14 protein-coding genes and 3 pseudogenes are annotated in these 22,679 nt (G+C 58.8%); 11 read left to right on the top strand and 6 right to left on the bottom strand.

Annotated elements, in window-relative coordinates:
- Nucleotides 1-124 precede the first annotated feature (124 nt).
- The 6 genes and pseudogenes from AB4N76_RS13640 to AB4N76_RS13665 all read left to right on the top strand — a co-directional run bounded on the left by AB4N76_RS13640 (nucleotide 125) and on the right by AB4N76_RS13665 (nucleotide 11,017).
- The gene (locus AB4N76_RS13640) at nucleotides 125-1,576 is read left to right on the top strand and encodes an alanine/glycine:cation symporter family protein (RefSeq protein ID WP_077431008.1); all 1,452 of its coding nucleotides are present in this window, start codon (nucleotides 125-127) and stop codon (nucleotides 1,574-1,576) included.
- Between the two features lie 162 nt (nucleotides 1,577-1,738).
- Nucleotides 1,739-2,743: an asparaginase gene (locus AB4N76_RS13645; protein ID WP_460164552.1), complete on the top strand. Its 1,005-nt coding sequence runs from the start codon at nucleotides 1,739-1,741 to the stop codon at nucleotides 2,741-2,743.
- Nucleotides 2,744-2,907: 164 nt separating this feature from the next.
- Nucleotides 2,908-3,906: an AraC family transcriptional regulator gene (locus AB4N76_RS13650; protein ID WP_460164553.1), complete on the top strand. Its 999-nt coding sequence runs from the start codon at nucleotides 2,908-2,910 to the stop codon at nucleotides 3,904-3,906.
- 265 nt (nucleotides 3,907-4,171) lie between these two features.
- On the top strand, nucleotides 4,172-5,203 hold the full coding sequence (locus AB4N76_RS13655) for a histone deacetylase family protein (RefSeq protein WP_046030778.1): 1,032 nt from the start codon (nucleotides 4,172-4,174) through the stop codon (nucleotides 5,201-5,203).
- Between the two features lie 12 nt (nucleotides 5,204-5,215).
- Nucleotides 5,216-6,315 (top strand): annotated as a pseudogene (locus AB4N76_RS13660) (polyamine ABC transporter substrate-binding protein).
- A gap of 151 nt (nucleotides 6,316-6,466) precedes the next feature.
- Complete coding sequence (locus AB4N76_RS13665) at nucleotides 6,467-11,017, top strand: dermonecrotic toxin domain-containing protein (protein ID WP_460164554.1); 4,551 nt, start codon at nucleotides 6,467-6,469, stop codon at nucleotides 11,015-11,017.
- Nucleotides 11,018-11,038: 21 nt separating this feature from the next.
- Here AB4N76_RS13665 and pdxR read toward each other — a convergent pair.
- Nucleotides 11,039-12,588 (bottom strand): annotated as a pseudogene (pdxR, locus tag AB4N76_RS13670) (MocR-like pyridoxine biosynthesis transcription factor PdxR).
- 90 nt (nucleotides 12,589-12,678) lie between these two features.
- Between pdxR and AB4N76_RS13675 the strand changes: the two are divergent.
- The 3 genes from AB4N76_RS13675 to AB4N76_RS13685 are packed head-to-tail and all read left to right on the top strand — an operon-like array spanning nucleotide 12,679 to nucleotide 14,447.
- Entirely contained in the window at nucleotides 12,679-13,302 is a 624-nt protein-coding gene (locus tag AB4N76_RS13675) for an FMN-binding negative transcriptional regulator (RefSeq protein ID WP_077431003.1), read from the top strand.
- Nucleotides 13,303-13,311: 9 nt separating this feature from the next.
- Nucleotides 13,312-13,758 carry an N-acetyltransferase family protein gene (locus AB4N76_RS13680; protein WP_460164555.1) on the top strand — a complete coding sequence of 149 codons (447 nt, stop codon included), beginning with the start codon at nucleotides 13,312-13,314 and terminating at the stop codon, nucleotides 13,756-13,758.
- A gap of 17 nt (nucleotides 13,759-13,775) precedes the next feature.
- Nucleotides 13,776-14,447, top strand: a complete 672-nt coding sequence (locus AB4N76_RS13685) for a GNAT family N-acetyltransferase (RefSeq protein WP_460164556.1) — start codon at nucleotides 13,776-13,778, stop codon at nucleotides 14,445-14,447.
- A gap of 66 nt (nucleotides 14,448-14,513) precedes the next feature.
- Here the strand turns inward: AB4N76_RS13685 and AB4N76_RS13690 are convergent, their stop codons facing one another.
- Nucleotides 14,514-14,792 carry a helix-turn-helix domain-containing protein gene (locus AB4N76_RS13690; protein WP_460164557.1) on the bottom strand — a complete coding sequence of 93 codons (279 nt, stop codon included), beginning with the start codon at nucleotides 14,790-14,792 and terminating at the stop codon, nucleotides 14,514-14,516.
- A pseudogene (locus AB4N76_RS13695) lies at nucleotides 14,789-15,351 on the bottom strand (HipA domain-containing protein); the annotation flags it as partial. The pseudogene AB4N76_RS13695 and the gene AB4N76_RS13690, both read right to left, overlap by 4 nt.
- Before the next feature lie 452 nt (nucleotides 15,352-15,803).
- Here AB4N76_RS13695 and AB4N76_RS13700 point away from each other — a divergent pair.
- Nucleotides 15,804-17,969 (top strand): autotransporter family protein, encoded by a 2,166-nt coding sequence (locus AB4N76_RS13700; protein ID WP_460164558.1) that lies wholly within the window; start codon nucleotides 15,804-15,806, stop codon nucleotides 17,967-17,969.
- Between the two features lie 78 nt (nucleotides 17,970-18,047).
- Here the strand turns inward: AB4N76_RS13700 and oadA are convergent, their stop codons facing one another.
- Nucleotides 18,048-19,856 (bottom strand): sodium-extruding oxaloacetate decarboxylase subunit alpha, encoded by a 1,809-nt coding sequence (gene oadA, locus AB4N76_RS13705; protein WP_077431001.1) that lies wholly within the window; start codon nucleotides 19,854-19,856, stop codon nucleotides 18,048-18,050.
- Between the two features lie 11 nt (nucleotides 19,857-19,867).
- Complete coding sequence (locus tag AB4N76_RS13710; RefSeq protein WP_046030798.1) at nucleotides 19,868-21,283, bottom strand: acetyl-CoA carboxylase biotin carboxylase subunit; 1,416 nt, start codon at nucleotides 21,281-21,283, stop codon at nucleotides 19,868-19,870.
- Nucleotides 21,284-21,474: 191 nt separating this feature from the next.
- Between AB4N76_RS13710 and AB4N76_RS13715 the strand changes: the two genes are divergently transcribed.
- Nucleotides 21,475-22,437, top strand: coding sequence for a LysR family transcriptional regulator (locus AB4N76_RS13715; protein ID WP_046030800.1), 963 nt, complete (start codon nucleotides 21,475-21,477; stop codon nucleotides 22,435-22,437).
- On the opposite strand, the gene AB4N76_RS13720 is transcribed toward AB4N76_RS13715, so the two are convergent.
- On the bottom strand, nucleotides 22,379-22,588 hold the full coding sequence (locus AB4N76_RS13720) for a PA3496 family putative envelope integrity protein (RefSeq protein WP_077431000.1): 210 nt from the start codon (nucleotides 22,586-22,588) through the stop codon (nucleotides 22,379-22,381). The two genes, AB4N76_RS13715 and AB4N76_RS13720, sit on opposite strands and share 59 nt — an antisense overlap.
- Between the last annotated feature and the right edge of the window lie 91 nt (nucleotides 22,589-22,679).

Here is a 22,679-nt window from a genome sequence, read left to right on the forward strand (position 1 = left end):
AAACCTGCAATAAAGGACCGGGACGAAAACGCGCCTCATCTGTTGTGCCACGCGCACAGCGATGTAACGCGATGTTGCTTCCTGTCCGGCATTTGCCTACACAAAAAACAGCGAGGAATAATCCATGCTCGAAGTCATTAACGACTTCCTCTCAGGGAAAGTACTGATCGTGCTCATTGTCGGGCTCGGTAGCTACTTCACGATCCGCTCGCGTTTCGTTCAATTGCGTCACTTCTTCCACATGTTCGCGGTGTTCCGCGACAGCCTCAAAAGCAGCGCCGGGCAACTCAGCTCGTTCCAGGCCCTGATGCTCAGCCTCGCCGGCCGCGTCGGCGCAGGCAACATTGCCGGTGTCGGCATTGCCGTGACCCTGGGTGGCCCCGGTGCGGTGTTCTGGATGTGGGTGACCGCGCTGGTCGGCATGTCCAGCAGCTTCTTCGAATGTTCCCTCGGCCAGCTCTACAAGCGCTGCGACTCCGACGGCACCTACCGTGGCGGCCCGTCCTACTACATTCAGCATGGCCTGCAAAAACGCTGGTTGGGCATGATCATGGCGTTCCTGTTGCTGGTGACCTTCGGGTTTGCCTTCAACGGCCTGCAATCCCACGCCGTGACTCATTCGCTGAACAACGCATTCGGCTTCGACACCACTTACACCGGCATTGCGCTGGCCGTTTTGCTGGGGCTGGTGTTCGTCGGCGGGATCAAACGCATCGCCAAGGTCGCCGACTTGCTGGTACCGGTGAAAACCCTGGTCTACATCGGCGTGACTATCTATGTGATCGTGCTGCAATTCGATCAAGTACCCGGCATGTTGATCACCATTGTCAAAAGCGCTTTCGGTCTCGACCAGGCGTTTGGCGGCCTGATCGGCAGCGCCATCGTCATGGGCGTGAAGCGTGGCGTGTTCGCCAACGAAGCGGGCCTGGGCAGTGCGCCGAACGTGGCCGCCGTGGCCTCGGTCGAGCACCCGGTGGCACAAGGCGTGGTCCAGGCGTTCAGCGTGTTCCTCGACACCTTCGTGATCTGCACCTGCACCGCGTTGCTGATCCTGCTCTCGGGTTTCTACACCCCGGGCTTCGAAGGCGATGGCATTGCCCTGACCCAGAACTCGCTGGCCGCCGTCGTCGGTGACTGGGGCCGGATTTTCATCTCCGTGGCCTTGTCGTTGTTCGTGTTCACCTCGATCCTCTACAACTACTACCTGGGCGAGAGCAACCTGCGCTTTTTGATCGGTGAAAACCGCAAGGCACTGATTGGCTATCGTGCATTGGTGTTGGCGTTGATCTTCTGGGGCGCCATCGAAAACCTGGGCACGGTGTTCGCCTTCGCCGACATCACCATGACGATGCTCGCGTTCGTGAACCTGATCGCGTTGTTCCTGCTGTTCAAGGTCGGCATGCGCATCCTGCGTGACTATGACGACCAGCGTGCTGCCGGGATCAAGACGCCAGTGTTCGATTCGAGCAAATTCGCCGACCTGGACCTCGACCTGAAAGCCTGGCCAGCCAACCCGCCAGCGCCAGCGCCGACAGCAACAACCGAGCCGCAAGGCGTACTCGCAGCGCAACGCTGACCGGTAAAAAAACCGGGCGCATCCCCTGCGCCCGACGTGACACAACGTGCGACCGGCGTCATGCTCGGTCGTATGTTGTTTGGGTGCTGAGCCGGCCAGACCGCGTCGCGGCCTTCGCGAGCAGGCTCACTCCCACACCGTTACCGTTTTCGGAGAACCGCCATGAATTCCTCGACCTACCCTGCCGCCCAACACGTCATGGTGCTCTACACCGGTGGCACCATCGGTATGCAAGCCAGCGCCCACGGCCTTGCCCCGGCGTCCGGTTTCGAAGCGCGGATGCGTGAATACCTGCACAGCCAGCCTGAGCTGGTGGTGCCGCAGTGGCGCTTTCGCGAGATGTCGCCGCTGATCGACAGCGCCAACATGACTCCCGCGTATTGGCAGCAGCTGCGCGAAGCCGTGGTGGAGGCAGTGGATGTGCTGGGCTGTGACAGCGTGCTGATCCTGCACGGCACCGACACCCTCGCGTACAGTGCGGCGGCCATGAGTTTTCAGCTGCTCGGCCTGCATGCCCGCGTGTGCTTTACCGGCTCGATGCTGCCAGCCGGTGTGACCGACAGCGATGCCTGGGAAAACCTCAGCGGTGCGCTGGTTGCCCTCGGTCATGGCCTGGCACCGGGCGTTCATCTGTACTTCCATGGCGAACTGCTGGACCCGACCCGATGCGCGAAGGTGCGTAGTTTCGGGCGTCATCCGTTCAAGCGGCTGGCGCGTCAGGGTGGCGGTGAGAAGGCTTCTTCCATACCGGCGCCGCTGACCTACAACCACCCCAAGCAATTGGCGAAAGTCGCTGTGCTGCCGCTGTTCCCCGGCATCGGCGCCGAGATACTGGACGGCCTGCTCGACAGCGGCATTCAAGGCCTGGTGCTGGAGTGCTACGGCAGCGGCACCGGGCCGAGCGACAATCCAGAGTTCCTCGCCAGCCTGGAACGGGCGCGGGACAAGGGTGTTGTGGTTGTAGCCGTCACCCAATGCCATGAAGGTGGCGTCGAGCTGGATGTTTACGAGGCTGGCAGTCGGTTGCGTGGTGTGGGTGTGCTTTCAGGTGGCGGCATGACCCGTGAAGCGGCGTTCGGCAAGTTGCATGGCTTACTGGGTGCCGGGCTCGACACCGCTGAAGTGCGGCGCCTTGTAGAACTCGACCTCTGCGGCGAACTCATCTGACACCACACACCCTGTAGGAGCCGAGCTTGCTCGCGATAGCGGTATGTCAGTCACCATTGAACTCGACTGAAATACCGCTATCGCGAGCAAGCTCGGCTCCTACAGGTCCTTCGCTCGGCATATAACTTGCTGCGTTCCAGCCATTCCACGGCTGGACGCCCCCCATGCTCCACTCCCACCTCACCACCCTCAACGCTGTCTCTCTGGTGCTCAACACCTTCAAGGCCGAAGGCCTTTCCAGCGAGGCATTACTGGCCGGCAGCGGTATCAGTGCGGCAGACCTGAGTCGGGCGGACACGCGTATCACGACCAACCAAGAGATGCTGGTGTGCGCCAATGCTGTCGCGTTACGCCACGACATTGGCCTGGAGCTGGGCCGGCGAATGCACGTTTCGTCCTACGGCATGCTCGGGTACGCCTTACTCACCAGCGCCACTTTAGGTGACGCCTTGCAACTGGCACTGCACTATCCGGCGCTGCTGGGAACGCTGTTCGAACTGAGCCTGGAAGAAGATAACGAACGCATCTGGCTCACCGCTGGCGACTATCGGGAAAACCCGGCACTGGCACCGTTCAATGTCGAATTTTGCCTGGTGTCGATGAAAGTCACCTGCGAAGACTTGCTCGGCCGACCTTTGCCGCTACTGGGTGCACGCTTCGAGTACTTGGCACCGGACTATCAGGCACGCTACACCGAACGTTTCGACTGCCCCTTGCAGTTCGACGCCGCGTCCAACGCCTTTGCTTTCGACAAAAGCTGGCTGGATCACCCCCTGCCGCTGGCCGACGCCATTACCCACCAGGCCATGGCCGAACGCTGCCGCAAGCAAAACACCGAATTCACCGGGCGTCAGGCCTGGCTGGGGCGTATCCGCCAACTCCTCGCCACCCAGTTGAGCGCGGCGCCGGGCCTGGACGGTCTGGCCGAACAGTTGAACTGTTCAGCGCGCACCTTGCGTCGACATCTCAAGGACCTGGGATGCAGCTATCAGGAACTGCTCGATGAGCTGCGGTTCGAACAGGCCAAGCGAATGCTCTGCGAGGATCAACTACCGATCTACCGGATTGCCGAGGCATTGGGGTTCAGCGAGACCGCGAGTTTCCGCCATGCGTTTGTGCGCTGGAGCGGCGTGGCGCCGAGTCAGTTCAGGCCACACCGATAACCCCTGTGGGAGCGGGCTTGCCCGCGAAGAGGCCAGTACATTCGACGCATTTCCATTGACTGGACCACCGCTTTCGCGGGCAAGCCCGCTCCCACAGGTTTGGCATTCCAAGCCCAATGTTGAAGCGTCGTCGCGCCATTAAGGGGCGAATTTCGGTCAAACCTTTTGGCCATATTTATCCCCTTTTGGCCTTTCCTGCCGTTCTCTCAAACCCCGCCTCCCGCAAGACTGTGATCAACCGAATCAGCCTGCGGAGAACAAGAAAATGCTGACGATCTACTCAGACGATCACCACCTTCACCATGGCCGTTGCGAATTGATCGACGGGCAACTCAAGCCGTGCTTTGAGATGCCGTCGCGCGCCGACCATGTGTTGCAACGCGTGAAAAAGCAGAATCTGGGCCCGGTCGAAGCACCCCAAGATTTCGGCCTTGAGCCGATCGCGCGCATTCACAGTCGCGACTACCTCGATTTTTTCAAAGGTGCCTGGGCACGCTGGACCGAATTCAACACCGACGGCGACTTGCTGCCCTACACCTGGCCGGCCCGAACCCTGCGCCGGATCATCCCCACCAGCCTGCACGGCCAGCTCGGTTATTACAGCTTCGACGGCGGCGCACCGATCACGGCCGGTACCTGGCAAGCGGCGTACAGCGCAGCGCAAGTGGCGTTGACCGCTCAAGCCGAAATCCAGCGTGGAGCGCGCAGTGCCTTCGCGCTGTGCCGCCCACCGGGACATCACGCTGCCAGCGATTTGATGGGTGGTTATTGCTACCTCAACAACGCCGCCATCGCCGCTCAAGCGTTCCTCGATCAGGGCCACAAGAAGGTCGCGATCCTCGACGTCGATTACCATCACGGCAACGGTACCCAATCGATTTTCTACGGGCGCAGCGACGTGCTGTTCGCCTCGATTCACGGCCACCCGGAAGCGGAATTTCCATTCTTCCTCGGCTATGAAGACGAATTCGGCGAAGGCCCGGGGGAAGGCTTCAACTTCAACTACCCGTTGCCCGCCGGCAGCGGCTGGGACACCTGGAGCGCAGCCCTGGATCAGGCCTGCCAAGAGATCGAAAAGTACGGCGCTGACATTGTCGTGGTTTCCCTGGGCGTCGATACGTTCAAGGACGACCCCATCTCCCAATTCAAACTCGACAGCCCGGATTACCTGGCCATGGGCGAGCGCATCGCGCGCCTCGGCAAGCCGACTCTGTTCGTGATGGAAGGCGGTTACGCGGTAGAAGAAATCGGCATCAATGCCGTCAACGTTCTCGAAGGTTTTGAAAGCGCCCACTGAGGAATTAGAACAATGAACAGACTCAAGCGTTTTATCATCCCCACTCTGTGCGCCACGGTGCTCAGCGGTGCGGTTCATGCTGAAGAACGAACGTTGCGCGTCTACAACTGGTTCGACTACATCACCCCCAAGGCGCTGGAAGACTTCAAGGCACAGAACACCCAGACCAAACTGGTCTACGACATTTTCGACACCAACGAAGCACTGGAGGCCAAGCTGCTGACCGGCAACTCCGGCTATGACGTCGTGGTGCCGTCCAACGTGTTCCTCGCCAAGCAGATCGAAGCCGGTGTGTTCCAGCCAGTGGATCGCAGCAAGTTGCCGAACTGGAACCACCTCGATCCGAAGCTGATGAAGCTGATTGAGGCCAACGATCCGGGCAACAAGTTCGCCGTGCCGTACATGTACGGCACCATCCTGATCGGTTTCAACCCGGACAAGGTCAAGGCTGCACTGGGCGCCGACGCGCCGGTGGACAGCTGGGATCTGATCTTCAAGGAAGAGAACATCAGCAAGCTCAAGCAATGCGGCGTCGCCCTGCTCGACTCACCGTCGGAGATCCTGCCGCTGGCCCTGCAACACCTTGGCCTCGACCCGAACAGCAAGAAGCCGGCGGACTACGACAAGGCTGAAGCGCTGCTGATGAAGATCCGCCCGTACATCACCTACTTCCACTCCTCGAAGTACATGGCCGATATCGCCAACGGTGACATCTGCGTCGCGGTCGGTTATTCCGGCAGCTTCTCCCAGGCCGCCAACCGCGCCAAGGAAGCCAAGAACGGCGTGATCGTCGACATGCGCCTGCCAAAGAAGGCGCGCCGATCTGGTTCGACATGCTCGCCATCCCCAAAGGTGCGAAGAATCCGGAAGACGCCTACACCTTCATCAACTACTTGCTGCAGCCGCAAGTGATTGCGCCGGTCAGCGACTTCGTCGGCTACCCGAACCCGAACAAGGACGCCACGGAATTGGTCGACCCGGCGATTCGCAACAATCCGAACCTGTACCCGACCGAAACGGCGATGAGCACGCTGTACACCCTGCAACCCCTGCCGCGTGATGCCGAACGTGCGCGGACACGGGCCTGGACCAAGATCAAGTCAGGCACCTGACACATTGATGAAATGGAAGACCCGCCAATAAGCGGGTCTTTTTTTGCCTGCAATAACTATCTACCACCTTTCACCTTCGACAGCCCTCTACCTTGCCCCGATACAACGCGGCCCAGTGGCCCGCGTCCTCATCGGCACAAAGGAATTGGCCATGCCCGACACCTCGTCCACCCGCCCCGAAGATGTATTGACCCAACTGGTCACTGGCCCCTCGCTCAGGGAAGTGGCGTCGAACGCACTGCGCACCGTGCTCGACGCCGCGTACCCAAGCCTTGATATCGACCCGGTCCAGGCCATGGTCGTGACGCCAACCTGGACGGTCAGCGGCGACCAGGTCACGTCCGGCCCACATCGATACGAGTCACTGACCGACGCACTGGTGCGGCTCACGCTGTCGGCGCAGACCGCGACCTACATCGACGGGGAACACTTCCTGACCCTGCAACCAGGGGTGGAATCGGCGATCCAGTTGCCCGTCAAGATCGACGACATTGGCCGGTTGATCAACAAATTGATCCCGCTACTGTTCGTGTCCTATCAAGAGCAGCAGCTTGATTACTGGAACCAGCCAACAGAAGACGAAACACCACGCTGGCATCAACTTTCAGGCTCACTGCGCAACCTCTGGAACATCGAGCAGGTTTCAGACTGGGATGAGGATGAAAAGGCCATGGCGCTCGCCTTGTTCAACAACCCGGATAAAACCAGCCGAAACCGCAACGACGCCTATACATCGAGGGCCTGCCTGATCGACATCGATGAGCCGGACAAACATCTGTGGGTACTGGATGTGGCCGTGCTGGTGGGTACGCTGGGTACGCGCACGCTGGTGATCAGCCACTCGATCACCGAGGGCTTCAAGCGTTACGACTCACTGCAAGCATTCAGTGAAACGTTGTCCGCACGCGTTGCATCCACATCGGGTTCGCGTACTTTTCAATGGCGTTTGTATGAACCCACTGGCCACTTTTTCGACCATCAAGCCTGTGCGCTGATTGCTCTCGAAGTCGCCGCTATCGGCCAGCTTCAAGGCACCATCACCAACGGTGGTCTTGCGCATCAAGCCATGACGGCTGCCAGAAACCGCAAAAACGTTGACGAAGGGCGCTTCAGCCGGATCGAGCGCTTGCTGCCTGAGTGGCTGCTCAGTGCTCAACCGGCGGACCTGACCTGCTATAGCCGACACTTGATGGACCTGGCTCAACTTCGGGAGCAACACGGCGGCAAATCCTTTCTGGATGACATTCCACCGCTCCCGGTATTTACGCTGCAAGCACTGAAAGACCAGGTGCTGAAAGATCACCCGGAGGCGACGGACGCCAGGCTCGAAACGATCGAACTCAGCATTACCAGCCAAGTGATCCTGAGCGCCATCGCGGTACCGGGAAAAACCGAAACCGTCACCCTGTCGTTGATCGATCTGGCCCTGCAGAACCTGATTGCCGTGCCGTTGGGCAACAAGACCGTGCGCCGTACCGATGGCAGCGCCGTTGAGTCCTGGATGACACCGGACTACCTGGAAAAGCTGGTCACCGAGGTCGACATCGGTGAAACCTATCCCGCGCTGATCAAGCAAAAACTACTCGGTGACGCGAAGGAAACACAACGTCGGCAAAACCTGTTCGCCAGCCATCTGCGCATCCAGCTGCCACTTCAGGCGCTGCAGCACAAAATTCGTGGTGAAGCAGGCATCGATGATCAGGGGTACCGATTCGTGGTCGCGGCGATGCAGGAAAAGCCCGGCGACCGCTTTGTGGACGGCCAGGAAATCATCATTCGTCCGCTGGCGTTCATTCCGGGGGGGCGCACGGGCAACAAGGCTGACGAGGTTGCCAACATGTTCGTCATCGGCCCACGTCTCGCCGACAAGGGGCCCTGCCTGCTCTTTCGTCCGCTGCTTGATCCCCCGCTGTTGCAATATCCCCGCGAAACCAACCTGCTGTATGCAATCAAACATAACCAGACGCTTCGCCAATCCGTGCTGGCCTGGTTGCCGGACGATGTGCGCTTCAACTACTCACAGTACGTATTTCCCGGCCAGTTGCCTTCCGTCTGGACACTGTCGCAATGGCTGGTTGATCCAGCATCGGTCCTCGGCATGATGAGGGCCGTCAGGTTGGCGGCAGTGCCACTGGCGCCACTCTCCCTGTCAGCCGTGTTCACCGCCAATGCCAACGCGATGATCACCCTGGCAGACCGGCAGTCGGTCTCCAATGCACAAAGTCGTTGGCAGACCCTCAAGCAAGGGGCGTGGGTGCTATTCAACATTGCACTGCCATTTCTGGGCAAAACGGCTGCCAGTGCGGCCTGGATCTGGCAAATCATGAGCGACCTGGATCAAGCAAATGAAGCCAGCCAGAAAGGTGACAGTGGCGATGCATGGACGGCATTGACCGACCTGTTCCTGTCATTGGGTATGGTCCTGGCCCATTACGCCGCGACGCGCCACACGACAAGTCGCGCCATTGAAAAGCAGGCTTTGACGCTGAAGCAACAGCCCATACCAAGGCCGACAATCACCGTGATCCGGCTACCCGATATCACCGCTCAGCGGCTGCCAGCGAATCACAAGTCCAGCGTTTACACCCAAGGCGCCCTGGCGCGAACGAGCCTGGTGACCCTGCTGGACGGGCTGTCCATTGCAAAACCTGAAGGCCTTTCAGCCCCCTCGACCCAAATCGGCCCCCATCGTTTTTTGAGCCCGTTCAACCAAAAATGGTACGCACAGGTTGGCCAGCGCTGGTTCGAAGTCATGGTCGACGACAACGAATTCGTGCAAATCATCGATACCCGTCAGTCCCCATCAGGGACTGGCCCCCTGCTGACCCGTACCGCGACGGGACAGTGGGTCGTCGACACACGTCTGAGGTTGCGCGGCGGAGGCCGTAGCCGAAAAGCGCTGATGCAGGAAAATACCCGGCGAAAAAACGAATTGCGAAAGCAGCTGGAAACCTTCGATTCGAACAAAGCGGTATTGAGGACTGCACTCGAAACCGCAGAGAAAGCGGCTGTCTCTCTCCCTGCGGGAATCGATGATCCCAATGGACGCAGACTGATAGAAACACTGGAAAAACAGATCGCCGTCTACGGCGTCTACATTGAACAGCTCAAGGCATTCAACGCACTGGAGTCCATCATCAACTACCGCGCGGTCCTGGTCAGTTGCCTGGATCAACAGTTGTTGCTGACGCAGATGTGGTTCCATCGACAAAACACGGTGTTTGGCACCTGCATGCGTCGCTCATTGGCCCTGCTTGACGCAGAGCCAATGAACGAATCCACCCTGACACGACACCAGACTCATCAACAGACCAGCGACCTGACCCAGAGGTTTATCGACAAAATCGAATTTGCCCAGGCCCGGATCGACGAGTTGAAACGGCTGGGCAGAGAAGCCACCGAAACCGCCAGGGAATACACGCGAGGACTACCCAGCTTCGACCTGCACGACCTGAAGCTGTTTCAGGTCAGCCTCGCTCAAGAGCTCTGTCTTAATGACACCGGCACAGTCACCACCGAACCTGCCCGTCGGGCACTGGCAAGCCTTGTCGAAGACGCGGGCCTCACCATCCAGTCGTCGCTGGACCTCGCCAAGGAAAATCCCCTGTCGCTACCCGAACGGATTGAGGGCTTCAGCGATCTGGTGGAGCAGTTCGCAACCATCGACCAACGTATTCTCGACTTGCCCGACGAGTACCCCGGGCAATTGCTGCAACCGTCTGTGGACCTGATGCGTCAGCGTATCGAAGCGTTCAATGAACGCGCCGTGAATCACCTGTCGGGGTTGCTGCTTGAACGCAAGACCCTCGAACCGGTGCCTGGCCCATCGCGACCGGCTATGGCCCCGCATCGCCTCATCAAAACGCGTTTCAAAGGCGCCGTCGTCGGCAAGTCACGAACGCGCGCAAACTCTACCGACACCGATCTGGTCGACGTGACCTCCCCACTCACCGGGAAAGTGATCGCTACATTCCATGAGAAAACGCCCGGTGTCTGGGTCGAGCATGAGTCGGTAAAAACGGCCGTACCCCCCGTCATACCTCCAACGCTGACGGTCAGCGTGCAAAACGGTGAATCGTTACTGACACAGCTGGAATCTTTCATCCGACGTACCGAGGCCCACTCAAAAGCCGATCGACGTATTCCGCTGGAAATCGAGGAGATGTTTCATCAGCAGGCCCGCCGAATGGATGCGGCAGCGGACACCATCGAAAATGCCCTGACCGATAGCAACTCCACCGAAGGCGGCCCGGGATCGGCGGTCACCGTGGCCAAAAGGCTAAACGATGAGGCGGTCGCGCTTTACAAAAAAGGCACCGATGTCCGTATCAGCATGACCAAGCGACAGCCGCCCACCGCAGGCCGCGTTGAATGGCTGCACAGCATGGGCCAGGTGACCATCCATAGGATCGGTAAACCACTGCCGGAACATCAACGTTTGAAAGGACCACGCAAAGACTATCTGGACGAATATGAGATTCGCGATCACGAAACCCGCAAAGTCCTTTGGTACGCGCACTTTCACTACCCGGCGTCTGACAGCCCAAGAGCTGCCTTCTCTGCTGCGCACTTGAAGACCATCGAACAGCGCGGTTTAGGGGGATCGCACGAAAAGCGTGATGAGTTGAACGCTCATCAGTCCATTGCCATCTATCGCTCTGAAATCAACCAACGACTGGCTGCTGCATTGTTCTTCAAGTAAACCCGGGAACCCAGGCACTGCTTATGGACGCCAGATCGCTTCCAAACGCCCGAGTGCAGCGCTGATCGCCGATTCCGGCACTGCCGCAAACCCCAGGACCAGCCCTGCGCGCTGGTCCACCGGTGTTTGCGAATCCGGCAGCCAGTAATTGCTTAATGCGTTGATCTCGACATCGGCGCTGGCCGCTTTTTCCACCAGTTCTTGCTCCCGGGCTTGAGAGTCGACCGCCACCGTCAAATGCAGCCCTGCCGCGACGCTCGGCAGGCTGCCAATCCCGGAATGTTCTGCGGCCAACCGGCCAGCAACGTATTACGCCGGCTCAGGGCGGCACGGCGCATGCGGCGGATATGACGCTGAAAGTGCCCGGCAGCCATGAATTCGGCCATCACCGCTTGAGTGCTCACTTCGGAATGCCGCACGTCCACAGCGCGCCGTTGAGAGAATGCCTGCACCAGGGTCGGCGGCAACACCAGATAACCCAGACGCAGTGCCGGGAAAGCGACTTTGCCAAACGTCCCGACGTACAAAACCCGTCCCTGCCGATCGAGTGCCGCCAGCGGCGCCAGCGGCGCACCGCTGTATCGGTACTCACCATCGTAATCGTCCTCGACGATCCAGCCTTGGGTGCGTTCGGCCCATGCCAATAATTCCAGGCGCCGTGCCAGGCTCATCACCACACCGGTCGGGTATTGATGCGACGGCGTGACATAAGCGAGGCGACAATCCTTGAGCCCTGCCAATTCGCGACAATCGATACCCTCGCTGTCCACCGCCACACCGTGCAATCGCGCACCGGCCACGGCGAACGCATGGCCCGCTGCCCGATACCCCGGATTCTCGATCGCCACCCCATCACCCGGCTCCACCAGCAGCTGTGCACAAAGGCTAATTCCCTGTTGCGCGCCACTGGTGATCACTATTTGCTCAGCCGAACACTGCATGCCCCGCGAGCTGCGCAAATACGCAGCAATCAGACCGCGCAAACGCGCATCGCCCGCCGGATCGCCGTAACACAACTGTTGTAAATCCGGTTTGCGCCAGAAAGCCGCGTTCAGCTTGGCCCAGACTTCGAAAGGAAACAGATCAAATGCCGGAACACCGACCCGAAAAGCACGCGGCGGTCCACTCGGCGGCAGGGCTAAATGGTTCTTTTCAACGCGCCCCAATGCGCCGCTGTGGATAACTTTACTGGATGGAATCACAGGTAAATCCAGCCAATTTGTGGATAAGGCTGTGGGTAACCCTGTTGAAAACCCTGTGGATACTTTTGTGGATAATTTTTTCGACGGTAACGCGGCCTGGGGCAGTTGCGCGACGTAAGTCCCGTCGCCCACTCGGCCTTCGATAAAGCCTTCGGCATAGAGTTGATCGTAAGCGCGGACCACACTGTTTCGGGAAATCGCCAGCGCCGCCGCCAGATCCCGACTGGCCGGCAGTCGCGTGCCGCTGGCCAGTCGCCCGTCGAGCACTCGCACCCGTAACGCCTGATACAGCTGGCGACTGAGGCCCTGGCGACGATCGAGTTCGATGCCTGCCGGGTTGAATGAGAGGGAAAGCGGCGCGTCCGTCATGGTAATGGACCTATGAAATTGGCCGGTAATGGCTCTTACAACAGACCAATAGCCTGCCTAGGATGGAGACATTCGCCAAGGAATTTTTCCATGTACAACCCCAGCAGCTTTGCCATCAAAGATTTGGATGAACTGCGCCAGCAGATCCTCGGCACCCGCCTCGCCATGGTGGTTACCCACGGCGAGCAAGGCCTGCAAGCCAGTCATCTGCCGCTGTTGTTCAAACCTGACCAAGGCCCGAACGGCACCCTCTACGGCCACTTCGCCCGGGCCAATCCACAGTGGAAGGCATTGCAGGACGACGCTGAAGCCCTGGTGATTTTTGCCGGTGCCGATGCGTATGTCAGCCCCGGGTTTTATCCGGCCAAAGCCGAACACGGCAAAGTCGTGCCGACCTGGAACTACGTCGCCGTGCATGCTTACGGTACCGCCGAAGTGTTCAGCGATACGGATCGCCTGCTCGACCTGGTCAGCGCGCTGACCGATCGCCACGAAGCCAGCCGCGCGCAGCCCTGGAAAGTCGCCGACGCCCCCGCTGATTACATCGACGGCATGCTCAAAGCCATTGTCGGGTTTGCCCTGCCGATCCAGCGCCTGGAAGGCAAACGCAAACTCAGCCAGAACCGCAGCCCTGAAGACATTGCCGGTGTGCGCGAGGGGCTCACCGCCAGCCCTGATGTACACGACCAGGCCCTCGCCCACTTGATGCGTTAAGGAATAAACATGAGCCAGATTGAAATCCGCCAGGTCAGCGCCGACGATCACGCCGCCTGGCTGCCGCTGTGGCAAGCCTACCTGCGTTTCTATAACACCGAGTTACCCGAGGCGGTCACTGACAGCACTTGGCAGCGCTTGCTTGACCCGAGCGAACCGACCCACGCCGCACTGGCCTGGGCCGATGGCAAAGCCGTCGGCATGGTGCATTTCATCTACCATCGCTCGAACTGGAGCATCGAAAACTCCTGCTACCTGCAAGACTTGCTGGTGTCGCCTGAAACCCGTGGCACCGGGGTCGGCCGCCAGCTCATTGAATTCGTCTACGCCACTGCCAAAGTGGACGGTTGCTGCAAAGTCCACTGGCTGACACACGAAACCAACGCCACCGCGATCCAGCTCTACGAGCGCATCGCCGAGCGCCCCGGTTTCATTCAGTTTCGCAAAGCCCTTTAAGGTTCAAGGAGAACACCATGTCGACTTCACTCGCAGACTGGAAAGGCGTCCCGGCGCCCACCGTTAAAGCTCTCGAAGGGCGCTTCATTCGCCTGGAAAAACTCGACCCGGCGCGTCATGCCGAGGGTTTGTTCAAGGCCTTGCAAGGCCCCGGTGCCGACCCGAAGCTCTGGGACTATTTGCCCTACGGACCGTTCCCGGAACGGAGCGTGTTCAACGATTGGCTGAACAACCATGCGGCCCATAGCGATCCGTATTTCTTCAGCGTGATCGACCGTGCCAGCGGTGAGGTGCAGGGCATTCTCAGCCTGATGTCGATCGTCCCGGCGCAAGGACGCATCGAAATCGGCCACGTGACCTTCGGCGCCCCCATGCAGCGCTCGCCGAAAAGTACCGAGGCGATTTACCTGCTGGCCAAGGAGTCGTTTGCACTGGGATACCGACGCCTGGAGTGGAAATGCAACAACGGCAATACCCGCTCGAAGTACGCCGCCGAGCGATTGGGGTTCAGTTTTGAGGGGGTCTTCCGCCAGCACATGGTGGTGAAAGGACAGAACCGGGATACCGCCTGGTATTCGATTCTGGACTCGGAATGGCCGGCGATTGGCGCCGGGTTCGAGCGCTGGTTGAGCGATGAAAACCAGACGGATTCGGGGCAACTGAAAACGTTGGTGGAGTGCCGCGCGTAATCCTCGTGTCTGCCAGAACGCCTTCGCGGGCACGCTAGCCCGCGAAGCTTTTGATGTGCGTAAGTATCAGCTCAAATCGCGCCGAATCCGCACGACGCCCATCTTCAGCCCAAATGGACGAAACACTGCATTCAGCGATTTCAGCGTTTGATTCCCTTCCCCATGTTCGATATGCACCAGCGTGCGCACTGAGATTTTGCACATTTTTGCACATTGAGTCTGGTGCAGGCCTGTGACTTCTACCCGTAATCGACGAACCGCCTCGCCTATTTCAAGAGTGCCTTGAGCCAACCCTTCTTGAATACTTTCGATGAGCACGGCGCGCTCTGCAACGGTCATGCTCATGTCAGGTCCCACTCTTTCAAACGCTGCTCCAGATTTTTCAAGGCAATCGCCGGGTGATTCATTGTCGCGTCGGGCAAGCCACTGGCAGTCAAAATATCGGGGAGTGCCGCCAGGCGTTTGGCATCCTCGCGCAATCGTGCGAAGGGTTCCGACAGGTCACTCAATGCGGCCAGCGGATCATTCGGATCGGCGATGTCAGCCAGTGCTCGACATACTCCTCGCCAATCAACATCACCCGCTCTCTCCAACTCTTTTGGCCACTTGGTGGTTCGTGTGACACCCTCGTCGTCCATTGCCATCGGTGCCAGGCATAGATAGGTGCCAAGCGGAACGAGGTGGTGTCGCGAATGATCGCGGTTTTGCGCCCGTGGTTATCTGAGTTACCAAGGATTTTATTGAGCAGATCACGTCGCAGATAGTCAGCCACGAGATTCGGGATTTGGTCCATCTGCCCAGCATCACGCCAGAGTCCGGCAAGCATCCGGATGACGTCCATGTGGTCCATCAGGCTACCGGGCGTGGTTATTTGTGCCAGAGAGTAGATCGACTCAACTGCAAAGTGCATTCAACTTCTCAAAAGCACTTTGTAAAATGCATTAAATTGCGCATAAAGGACGGCGGATGGTTAAAAACCGCAGAATAATGCAGATTTCAACTGCATACATCATTCTGTAAAAAACCCTCCGGCATGCCATCCGAAGCACGCAACCTCAATGACCAAAAATGCGCCAGGCCGACTCTGGCTGTAAGCCATCGGCGGCTATGGCAAGCCGTAATCATGGGCTGATAGGACCGTGGCGGATAAGTTTCTACATTGCGAAAGCCAGCCACGTCTCGATTAGCTGTAAGAAAGGTCTTCATTTCAAACGGCTAAAAATTGCCGAATTCCAACGGTGGGTAATTTTCTACCGATCTATCTGACGCCGCCTGCATACCCGCCGGAAGCGGCTGACATCGGTATCCAGGCGCTCTCCATAGAGTTTGGTCTTCTTTTCATGAAGGCTAAATTCAATGTCTGTTCAGCACAAATACCGACCCCATCACTTGGCGCTGGCCATCGCACTTGCGCTGGGTTGCACTGAAGTTTTTGCCCAACAAAGTCCTGTCGAAAACACGGCCCCCGCGCTTGAAACGCCGGATCAGGTCTTGGCAGCGCTTGATGTGTTCATCAGTGCCCCTGACACCAATAAGGTCACCATCGGCAAAACAGCGGACGGTATCGATCGAATCTTCAGTGACGACAATGATCTGGTCATCGTATCCGGCCGTGGGAGCATCACCGGCTTTGTTGACGGCGGTGGCGGCACCAATTTTCTGCAACTGGATACGGCGAGCGGTGGCACGTTAGGCGACAGTCGACGTTTTGAAGGACTTGAGCTCAAGCGTGGCACCTGGACATTGAATGGTGCCGATGGTGACTTCAACTCCGGCGCCTTGGTGCGCCCCAAAGCGACGCTGGTAAATAACGGTGACGTCCTGGGAGATGCATTGACCCAAGGCACGCTCGTCAACAATGGCAGGATTGGCGGCGCAGTGACGGTGCAATCAAGTGGCATCCTGAACAACCCGGGTACGATCGAAGGCGACGTCTTTATTCACGAAAAAGGAGTATTTGCGGGCAGTGGTCGCACGGGTTCGCTGGAGGTAAACGGAACGTTTTTGGTGGGTGAGGTGCACGGAGCCCCAAAAGTTAATGGTGACCTGAAGCTTTCCAGTACTGCCGAACTGGTCTACGAAGTCCACGCTGATCGCAAAAGTGAAACGATATTGGTCAATGGCACCGCCACGCTCGGTGGCGCCACGCTGAACATAACTGCAGCACCCGGTGACTACCCGTTAGTCAGCGCAAACAGCATTCTTGTGGCCGATAAAATCGAAGGCCAATTTGGCAATGTGATCAACAACCTTGCCTTTTTGACGCCCCATGTCGAATACGATGAAAAGAAAGTCGACTTGGTCTTGACCCGAAACGATGTGCCTATCGATAGCGTCGCGACCTCGGACAACGGACGGGAATTTGGAGCAAGCGTTAAGGAGCCGAGGGGCGTTGAGCTAACTCAGGCACCGCCTGTAAACGCCTCCCCCGTTACTGCCAATGAATCACCTTCGACCTCAACGGCATCCAGCCCTACAAACACCGCAGTCGTGGCCCTGCTGGCCAGCGACAAAACAACCGCATCCCATGCCATCGAGCAACTGGCCGGCGGCACCACCGCCAATCTCGCCAAGGCAACGCTCTCCAGCGCCAACCCCGTGAGCATAACCATGCTCTCGGCCATGCGCCAACTGGACAGCGCGAGCAACTACAACACCGGCAGAAACCGCAACAACGCTCCACGGTTGGCGGCTGGCAGCGAAGACAACGGCAGGGTCTGGCTTCAAGCGTTAGGTCATGGCGGAACACTGGATCGTGACGTTGACCCCTTGAAACACGCCACCCAAGGCTTGGTCCTGGGCGCCGATTGGGGCATCGATGATGAATGGCGTATCGGGATGATGGGTGGCAAATCCGAAACACGCCTCGATAGCCGCGACCTCGATGGCGATCTCGACAGCTGGTACCTGGGCGCCTATGCCCTGCGCCAGAACGGCCCCATGTCGCTGCGATTGGGCGCGACCTATGGCAATCACGACGGCAATACCAAACGCCGGGTGGCCTTCAAAGGTTTCAGCGACCGCCCGGAAGGCCGTTACAACGCCAACACCCAGCAAGCCTTCGCTGAAGTGGGGTACAACGTGGGGCGTGCCAACGTCAGCATCGAACCGTTCGCCAGCCTTGGCTACGAACGCTATCAGCGCGACAGCTACACGGAAAAAGGTGGCGCAGCGGCGCTGAAAGTTCAGGGCCAGACCCAGAACAATGTGAGCAGCACGTTCGGCCTGCGCCTGGCAAAACTCAATGTGCTGAATAACGGCATGCAACTGACGCCGCGATTCAGTGCCAGCTGGAAACACACCTACGGTGATGTCGCCAGCGATACCCGTCAACGACTGGCAACGGGCGGTAGAAACTACACCGTTTCCGGTGCGCCGCTGGACCGTAACAACCTGGCAGTCGATGCAGGACTGGACCTTGGATTATCAGCAAGACATACGCTGGGTGTCGGCGTTAACGGCGAGATGGGCACCGACAGTCGAAGCCATGGTGTCACCGGCCAATGGCGGATGAATTTCTGACCACCACAAATTAGCGGCGAAAAAAAAGGGGAGCACATGCCCCCCCGAGGTTTAAAGCGGTCAATCGAGGCTGTTAAATCAGCCTTCGATTTCGATCAGGATTTCGCCCGGATTGACCCGGTCGCCCTTGGCCACGTGAATGGCGGTGACTTTGCCAGCGATGGCCGATTGGACTTCGGTTTCCATCTTCATCGCTTCGGTGATCAGCACGGCCTGGCCGGCTTTCACGGTGTCGCCTTCCTTGACCAGCACATCGACGATGTTGCCCGGCATGGTGGTGCTGACGTGGCCCGGCGCAGTGGCTTGCTTGCGCTTGCTGCTGCCGCCGCCGACGAATTCGTTGAGCGGCTCGAACACCACTTCTTCCGGCATGCCGTCGATGGACAGGTAGAAGTGACGCTTGCCTTCTGCCTTGACGCCGACACCGGTGATGTCGACGCGGTAGGTCTCGCCGTGAACGTCGATGACGAACTCGGTCGGCACGCCTTCGCCACCGGCCGAGGCCACGCGACCGGCTTCAGGAATCGGTAGCAGCACTTCAGGGGTCAGGGTGCCGGCGGCGCGTTCTTCGAGGAACTTGCGACCGATGTCCGGGAACATGGCGTAGGTCAGCACGTCTTCTTCGGATTTGGCTACGGCGCCAATTTCAGCACGCAGTTTGGTCATTTCCGGCTTTAGCAGATCGGCTGGACGAACGTCGATCACTTCTTCGCTACCGATTGCCTGGCGACGCAGTTGTTCGTTAACAGTGCCCGGCGCCTTGCCGTAGCCGCCTTGCAGATAGAGCTTCACTTCGTTGGTGATGGTTTTGTAGCGCTCGCCAGCCAGCACGTTGAAGAACGCCTGGGTGCCGACGATTTGCGAGGTCGGCGTTACCAGCGGCGGGAAGCCGAGGTCTTCGCGAACGCGCGGGATTTCAGCCAGCACTTCGCTCATCCGATTCAGCGCGCCCTGCTCTTTCAACTGGTTGGCCAGGTTGGAAATCATCCCGCCCGGTACCTGGTTGACTTGAACGCGGGTGTCGACGGCGGTGAACTCACTTTCGAACTGGTGGTACTTCTTGCGCACGGCGTAGAAGTACAGACCGATCTCTTGCAGCAGCTCCAGGTTCAGGCCGGTATCGAACTCGCTGCCTTTAAGGGCGGCGACCATCGATTCGGTGCCAGGGTGGCTGGTGCCCCAGGCGAAGCTGGAGATCGCGGTGTCGATGTGGTCGGCACCGTTTTCGATGGCCTTCATTTGGCACATCGCGGCCAGACCGGCCGTGTCGTGCGAGTGGATGAACACTGGCAGCGACTGCTCGGATTTCAATGCCTTGACCAGCTCACCGGTCGCGTACGGTGTTAGCAGGCCGGCCATGTCCTTGATCGCCACCGAGTCGCAACCCATGGCTTCCATTTGCTTGGCTTGCGCCACGAACGCCTCGATGGTGTGCACTGGGCTGGTGGTGTAAGCGATGGTGCCTTGAGCGTGTTTGCCCGACGCTTTCACCGCTTCGATGGCCACGCGCAGGTTACGCACGTCGTTCATTGCATCGAAGATACGGAACACGTCGATACCGTTGACCGCGGCTTTGGCGACGAAGGCTTTGACCACGTCGTCGCTGTAGTGGCGGTAGCCCAGCAGGTTCTGGCCACGCAGGAGCATTTGCAGACGAGTGTTAGGCAGTGCCGCGCGCAGCTGGCGCAGACGCTCCCACGGGTCTTCTTTCAGAAAGCGTACGCAGGCGTCGAAGGTCGCGCCGCCCCAGCATTCCAGCGACCAGTAGCCGACTTTGTCGAGCTTGTCGCAGATCGGCAGCATGTCTTCGGTGCGCATGCGGGTGGCGAGCAGCGATTGGTGGGCGTCGCGCAGGATGGTGTCGGTTACGTGAATCTTCTTAGTCATTGTTATATTCCTCACAGGCCTGCGTGGGCGGCGATGGCGGCGGCGATGGCCAGGGCCAGCTCTTCGGGTTTGCGCTTGATCGAGTAGTTGGTCAGTTCAGGATGGCTTTCAACGAAGCTGGTATTGAACTGGCCGCTACGGAATTCCGGGTTACGCAGGATTTCCTGGTAGTACGCGGCGGTGGTCTTGACCCCTTGCAGACGCATGTCGTCCAGGGCACGCAAGCCACGGTCCATCGCTTCTTCCCAGGTCAACGCCCACACCACCAGTTTCAGGCACATGGAGTCGTAGAACGGCGGAATGGTGTAACCGGTGTAGATCGCCGTGTCGGTACGCACACCGGGGCCGCCGGGTGCGTAGTAACGGGTAATCTTGCCGAAGCTCGGCAGGAAGTTGTTTTTCGGGTCTTCGGCGTTGATCCGGAACTGCAGCGCGAAACCGCGGTGCTGGATGTCTTCCTGTTTCACCGAAAGCGGCAGGCCCGATGCGATGCGGATCTGCTCACGCACGATATCGATGCCGGTGATTTCTTCGGTGATGGTGTGTTCCACCTGCACCCGGGTGTTCATTTCCATGAAGTACACCTCGCCCTCGGCGAGCAGGAACTCCACGGTGCCGGCGTTCTCGTAACCCACGGCCTTGGCTGCACGCACCGACAGGTCGCCGATGTAGGCGCGCTGTTCAGGGGTCAGCTGCGGGCTCGGGGCGATCTCGATCAGCTTCTGGTTACGACGCTGGATCGAACAGTCGCGCTCGAACAGGTGAACCACGTTGCCGAAGCTGTCGCCGAGAATCTGCGCTTCGATGTGCTTTGGATTGACGATGCATTTTTCCAGGAACACTTCCGCCGAACCGAAGGCCTTGGTGGCTTCAGAGATCACGCGCGGGAAGGCTTGTTCAAGTTCTTCGCGGCTGTCGCAGCGACGGATACCACGACCACCACCACCGGAGGTTGCCTTGAGCATCACCGGGTAACCAATACGGTCGCCTTCGACCAAAGCTTCGGCGATGTCCGCGACGTTGCCTTCGGTGCCAGGCGTAACCGGCACGCCGGCCTTGATCATGCTGCGGCGGGCTTCTGTCTTGTCGCCCATGCGGCGTATGACTTCAGCCGATGGACCAATGAACTTGATGCCGCGCTCTGCGCAGATATCGGCCAGTTCAGCGTTTTCCGAGAGGAAGCCGTAACCGGGATGCAACGCATCACAACCGGTTTCCACGGCCAGGTTCACCAATTTTCGCGCATTCAGGTAGCCGGCCAATGGCTCGGCACCAATGCTGTGGGCCTCATCCGCACGCTTCACATGCAAGGCATGACGGTCGGCGTCTGAATAGATCGCGACCGAGCGAATGCCCATCTCGGCGCAGGCACGTACGATTCGTACGGCAATCTCACCACGGTTGGCGATCAGGATCTTTTTTATCACTTTTGGAGGTTCCCTTGAGCCTGTGGTACCCACGACCTGCTAGACCAGGTCGACGCGTGACCAAATGTTTCAATTCAGTCGCGGCCCCACACTAGCCCCCACAAGGGATTAACAAAAATGATTAATAATTGGGTTAGGCATAAGTAAAGACTTATAGTTAAGGCATTAGCCTTTGGCGAGAGTTCTTAGATATGCGTAAGTCCTTGATGCGTATGACATTGCGTCAGTTGCAGATTTTCAATGAAGTCTGCGACCTGAGGTCCTACAGCCGAGCAGCCGACGAAATGTCACTCACACAACCGGCCGTCAGCCTACAGATTCGGCAACTTGAGGAGCTGATTGGTCAGCCCTTGTTCGATTATGTCGGCAAAAAACTCTACATGACCGAGGCCGCCGAAGCACTCCAACGTGCCAGCCGGGACATTTTCGGGCGCCTGGAAAACCTCGACATGCAACTCTCGGACATGCAGGGATCTCTTCAAGGGCAGTTGAAGCTGGCGGTGGAATCCAGCGCCAAGTATTTCGTCCCGCACCTGTTTGCCGCGTTCAAGCGCCAGCATCCAGAAGTGAATCTGCAACTGACAGTGGTCAACCGAGGACAGGTGATTCGTCGACTGTCCGATAACCGCGACGACCTGGTGATCATGTCCATGGTGCCCCAGGACATGGGGCTGGAGTTTCTGCCCTTCCTCAACAATCCGATCGTGGCCGTGGCGCCACCGGATCATCCGCTCAGCCACATGGGGCCTCTACGCCTGCAGGACCTTGAGCCTTACACCCTCTTGCTGCGCGAACCCGGTTCCGGAACGCGACTGGCGTGCGAAGAGTATTTCAAGGAAAAGCGCGTGCACTTCAACCAGACCCAGGAAGTCTCGTCAGCCGAAGCCCAGCGTGAATGTGTGTTGGCGGGTCTGGGCGTAGCGCTGTTGACGCGTCACGCCCTGAACCTTGAGTTGGCGACCGGCGGACTGATTGAGTTGCCGGTCGAAGAGCTGCCGCTGTACCGCAGTTGGTGCCTGGTGCAGGCCAAGGCCAAACGGCTGTCACCGGTGGCGCACGCATTCCTTGCGTTTATCCGCAGCGAGCGGATACAGATCAGCGCCCTGGTTGAGCGTTTCGACGGGAAGCTGTCGGCGCGGCCTGCCAGTAGTTGAGCTCCAGCTCAGGAAAATCACCAATCTCAGCCAGCAACTGGCGGCGCTCGCAGCGATCTTCGATCGCGCGGCGAAATTCCATGCGGCGTTGATCTTCTTGCTGACGGCGAGTTTTGGCAGCGCTGTTGCGTTCTTCGTAGGGCTGGGCCATTTCGAGTCTCCCAAGGCGATTACGGGAGTTTCAAGATAGGCGCGGGGGATGACGGTTTGGCGGCTCGCACGTTACAGAGGCGTGAACATTG

Source organism: Pseudomonas sp. S2_F03 (assembly GCF_054668335.1).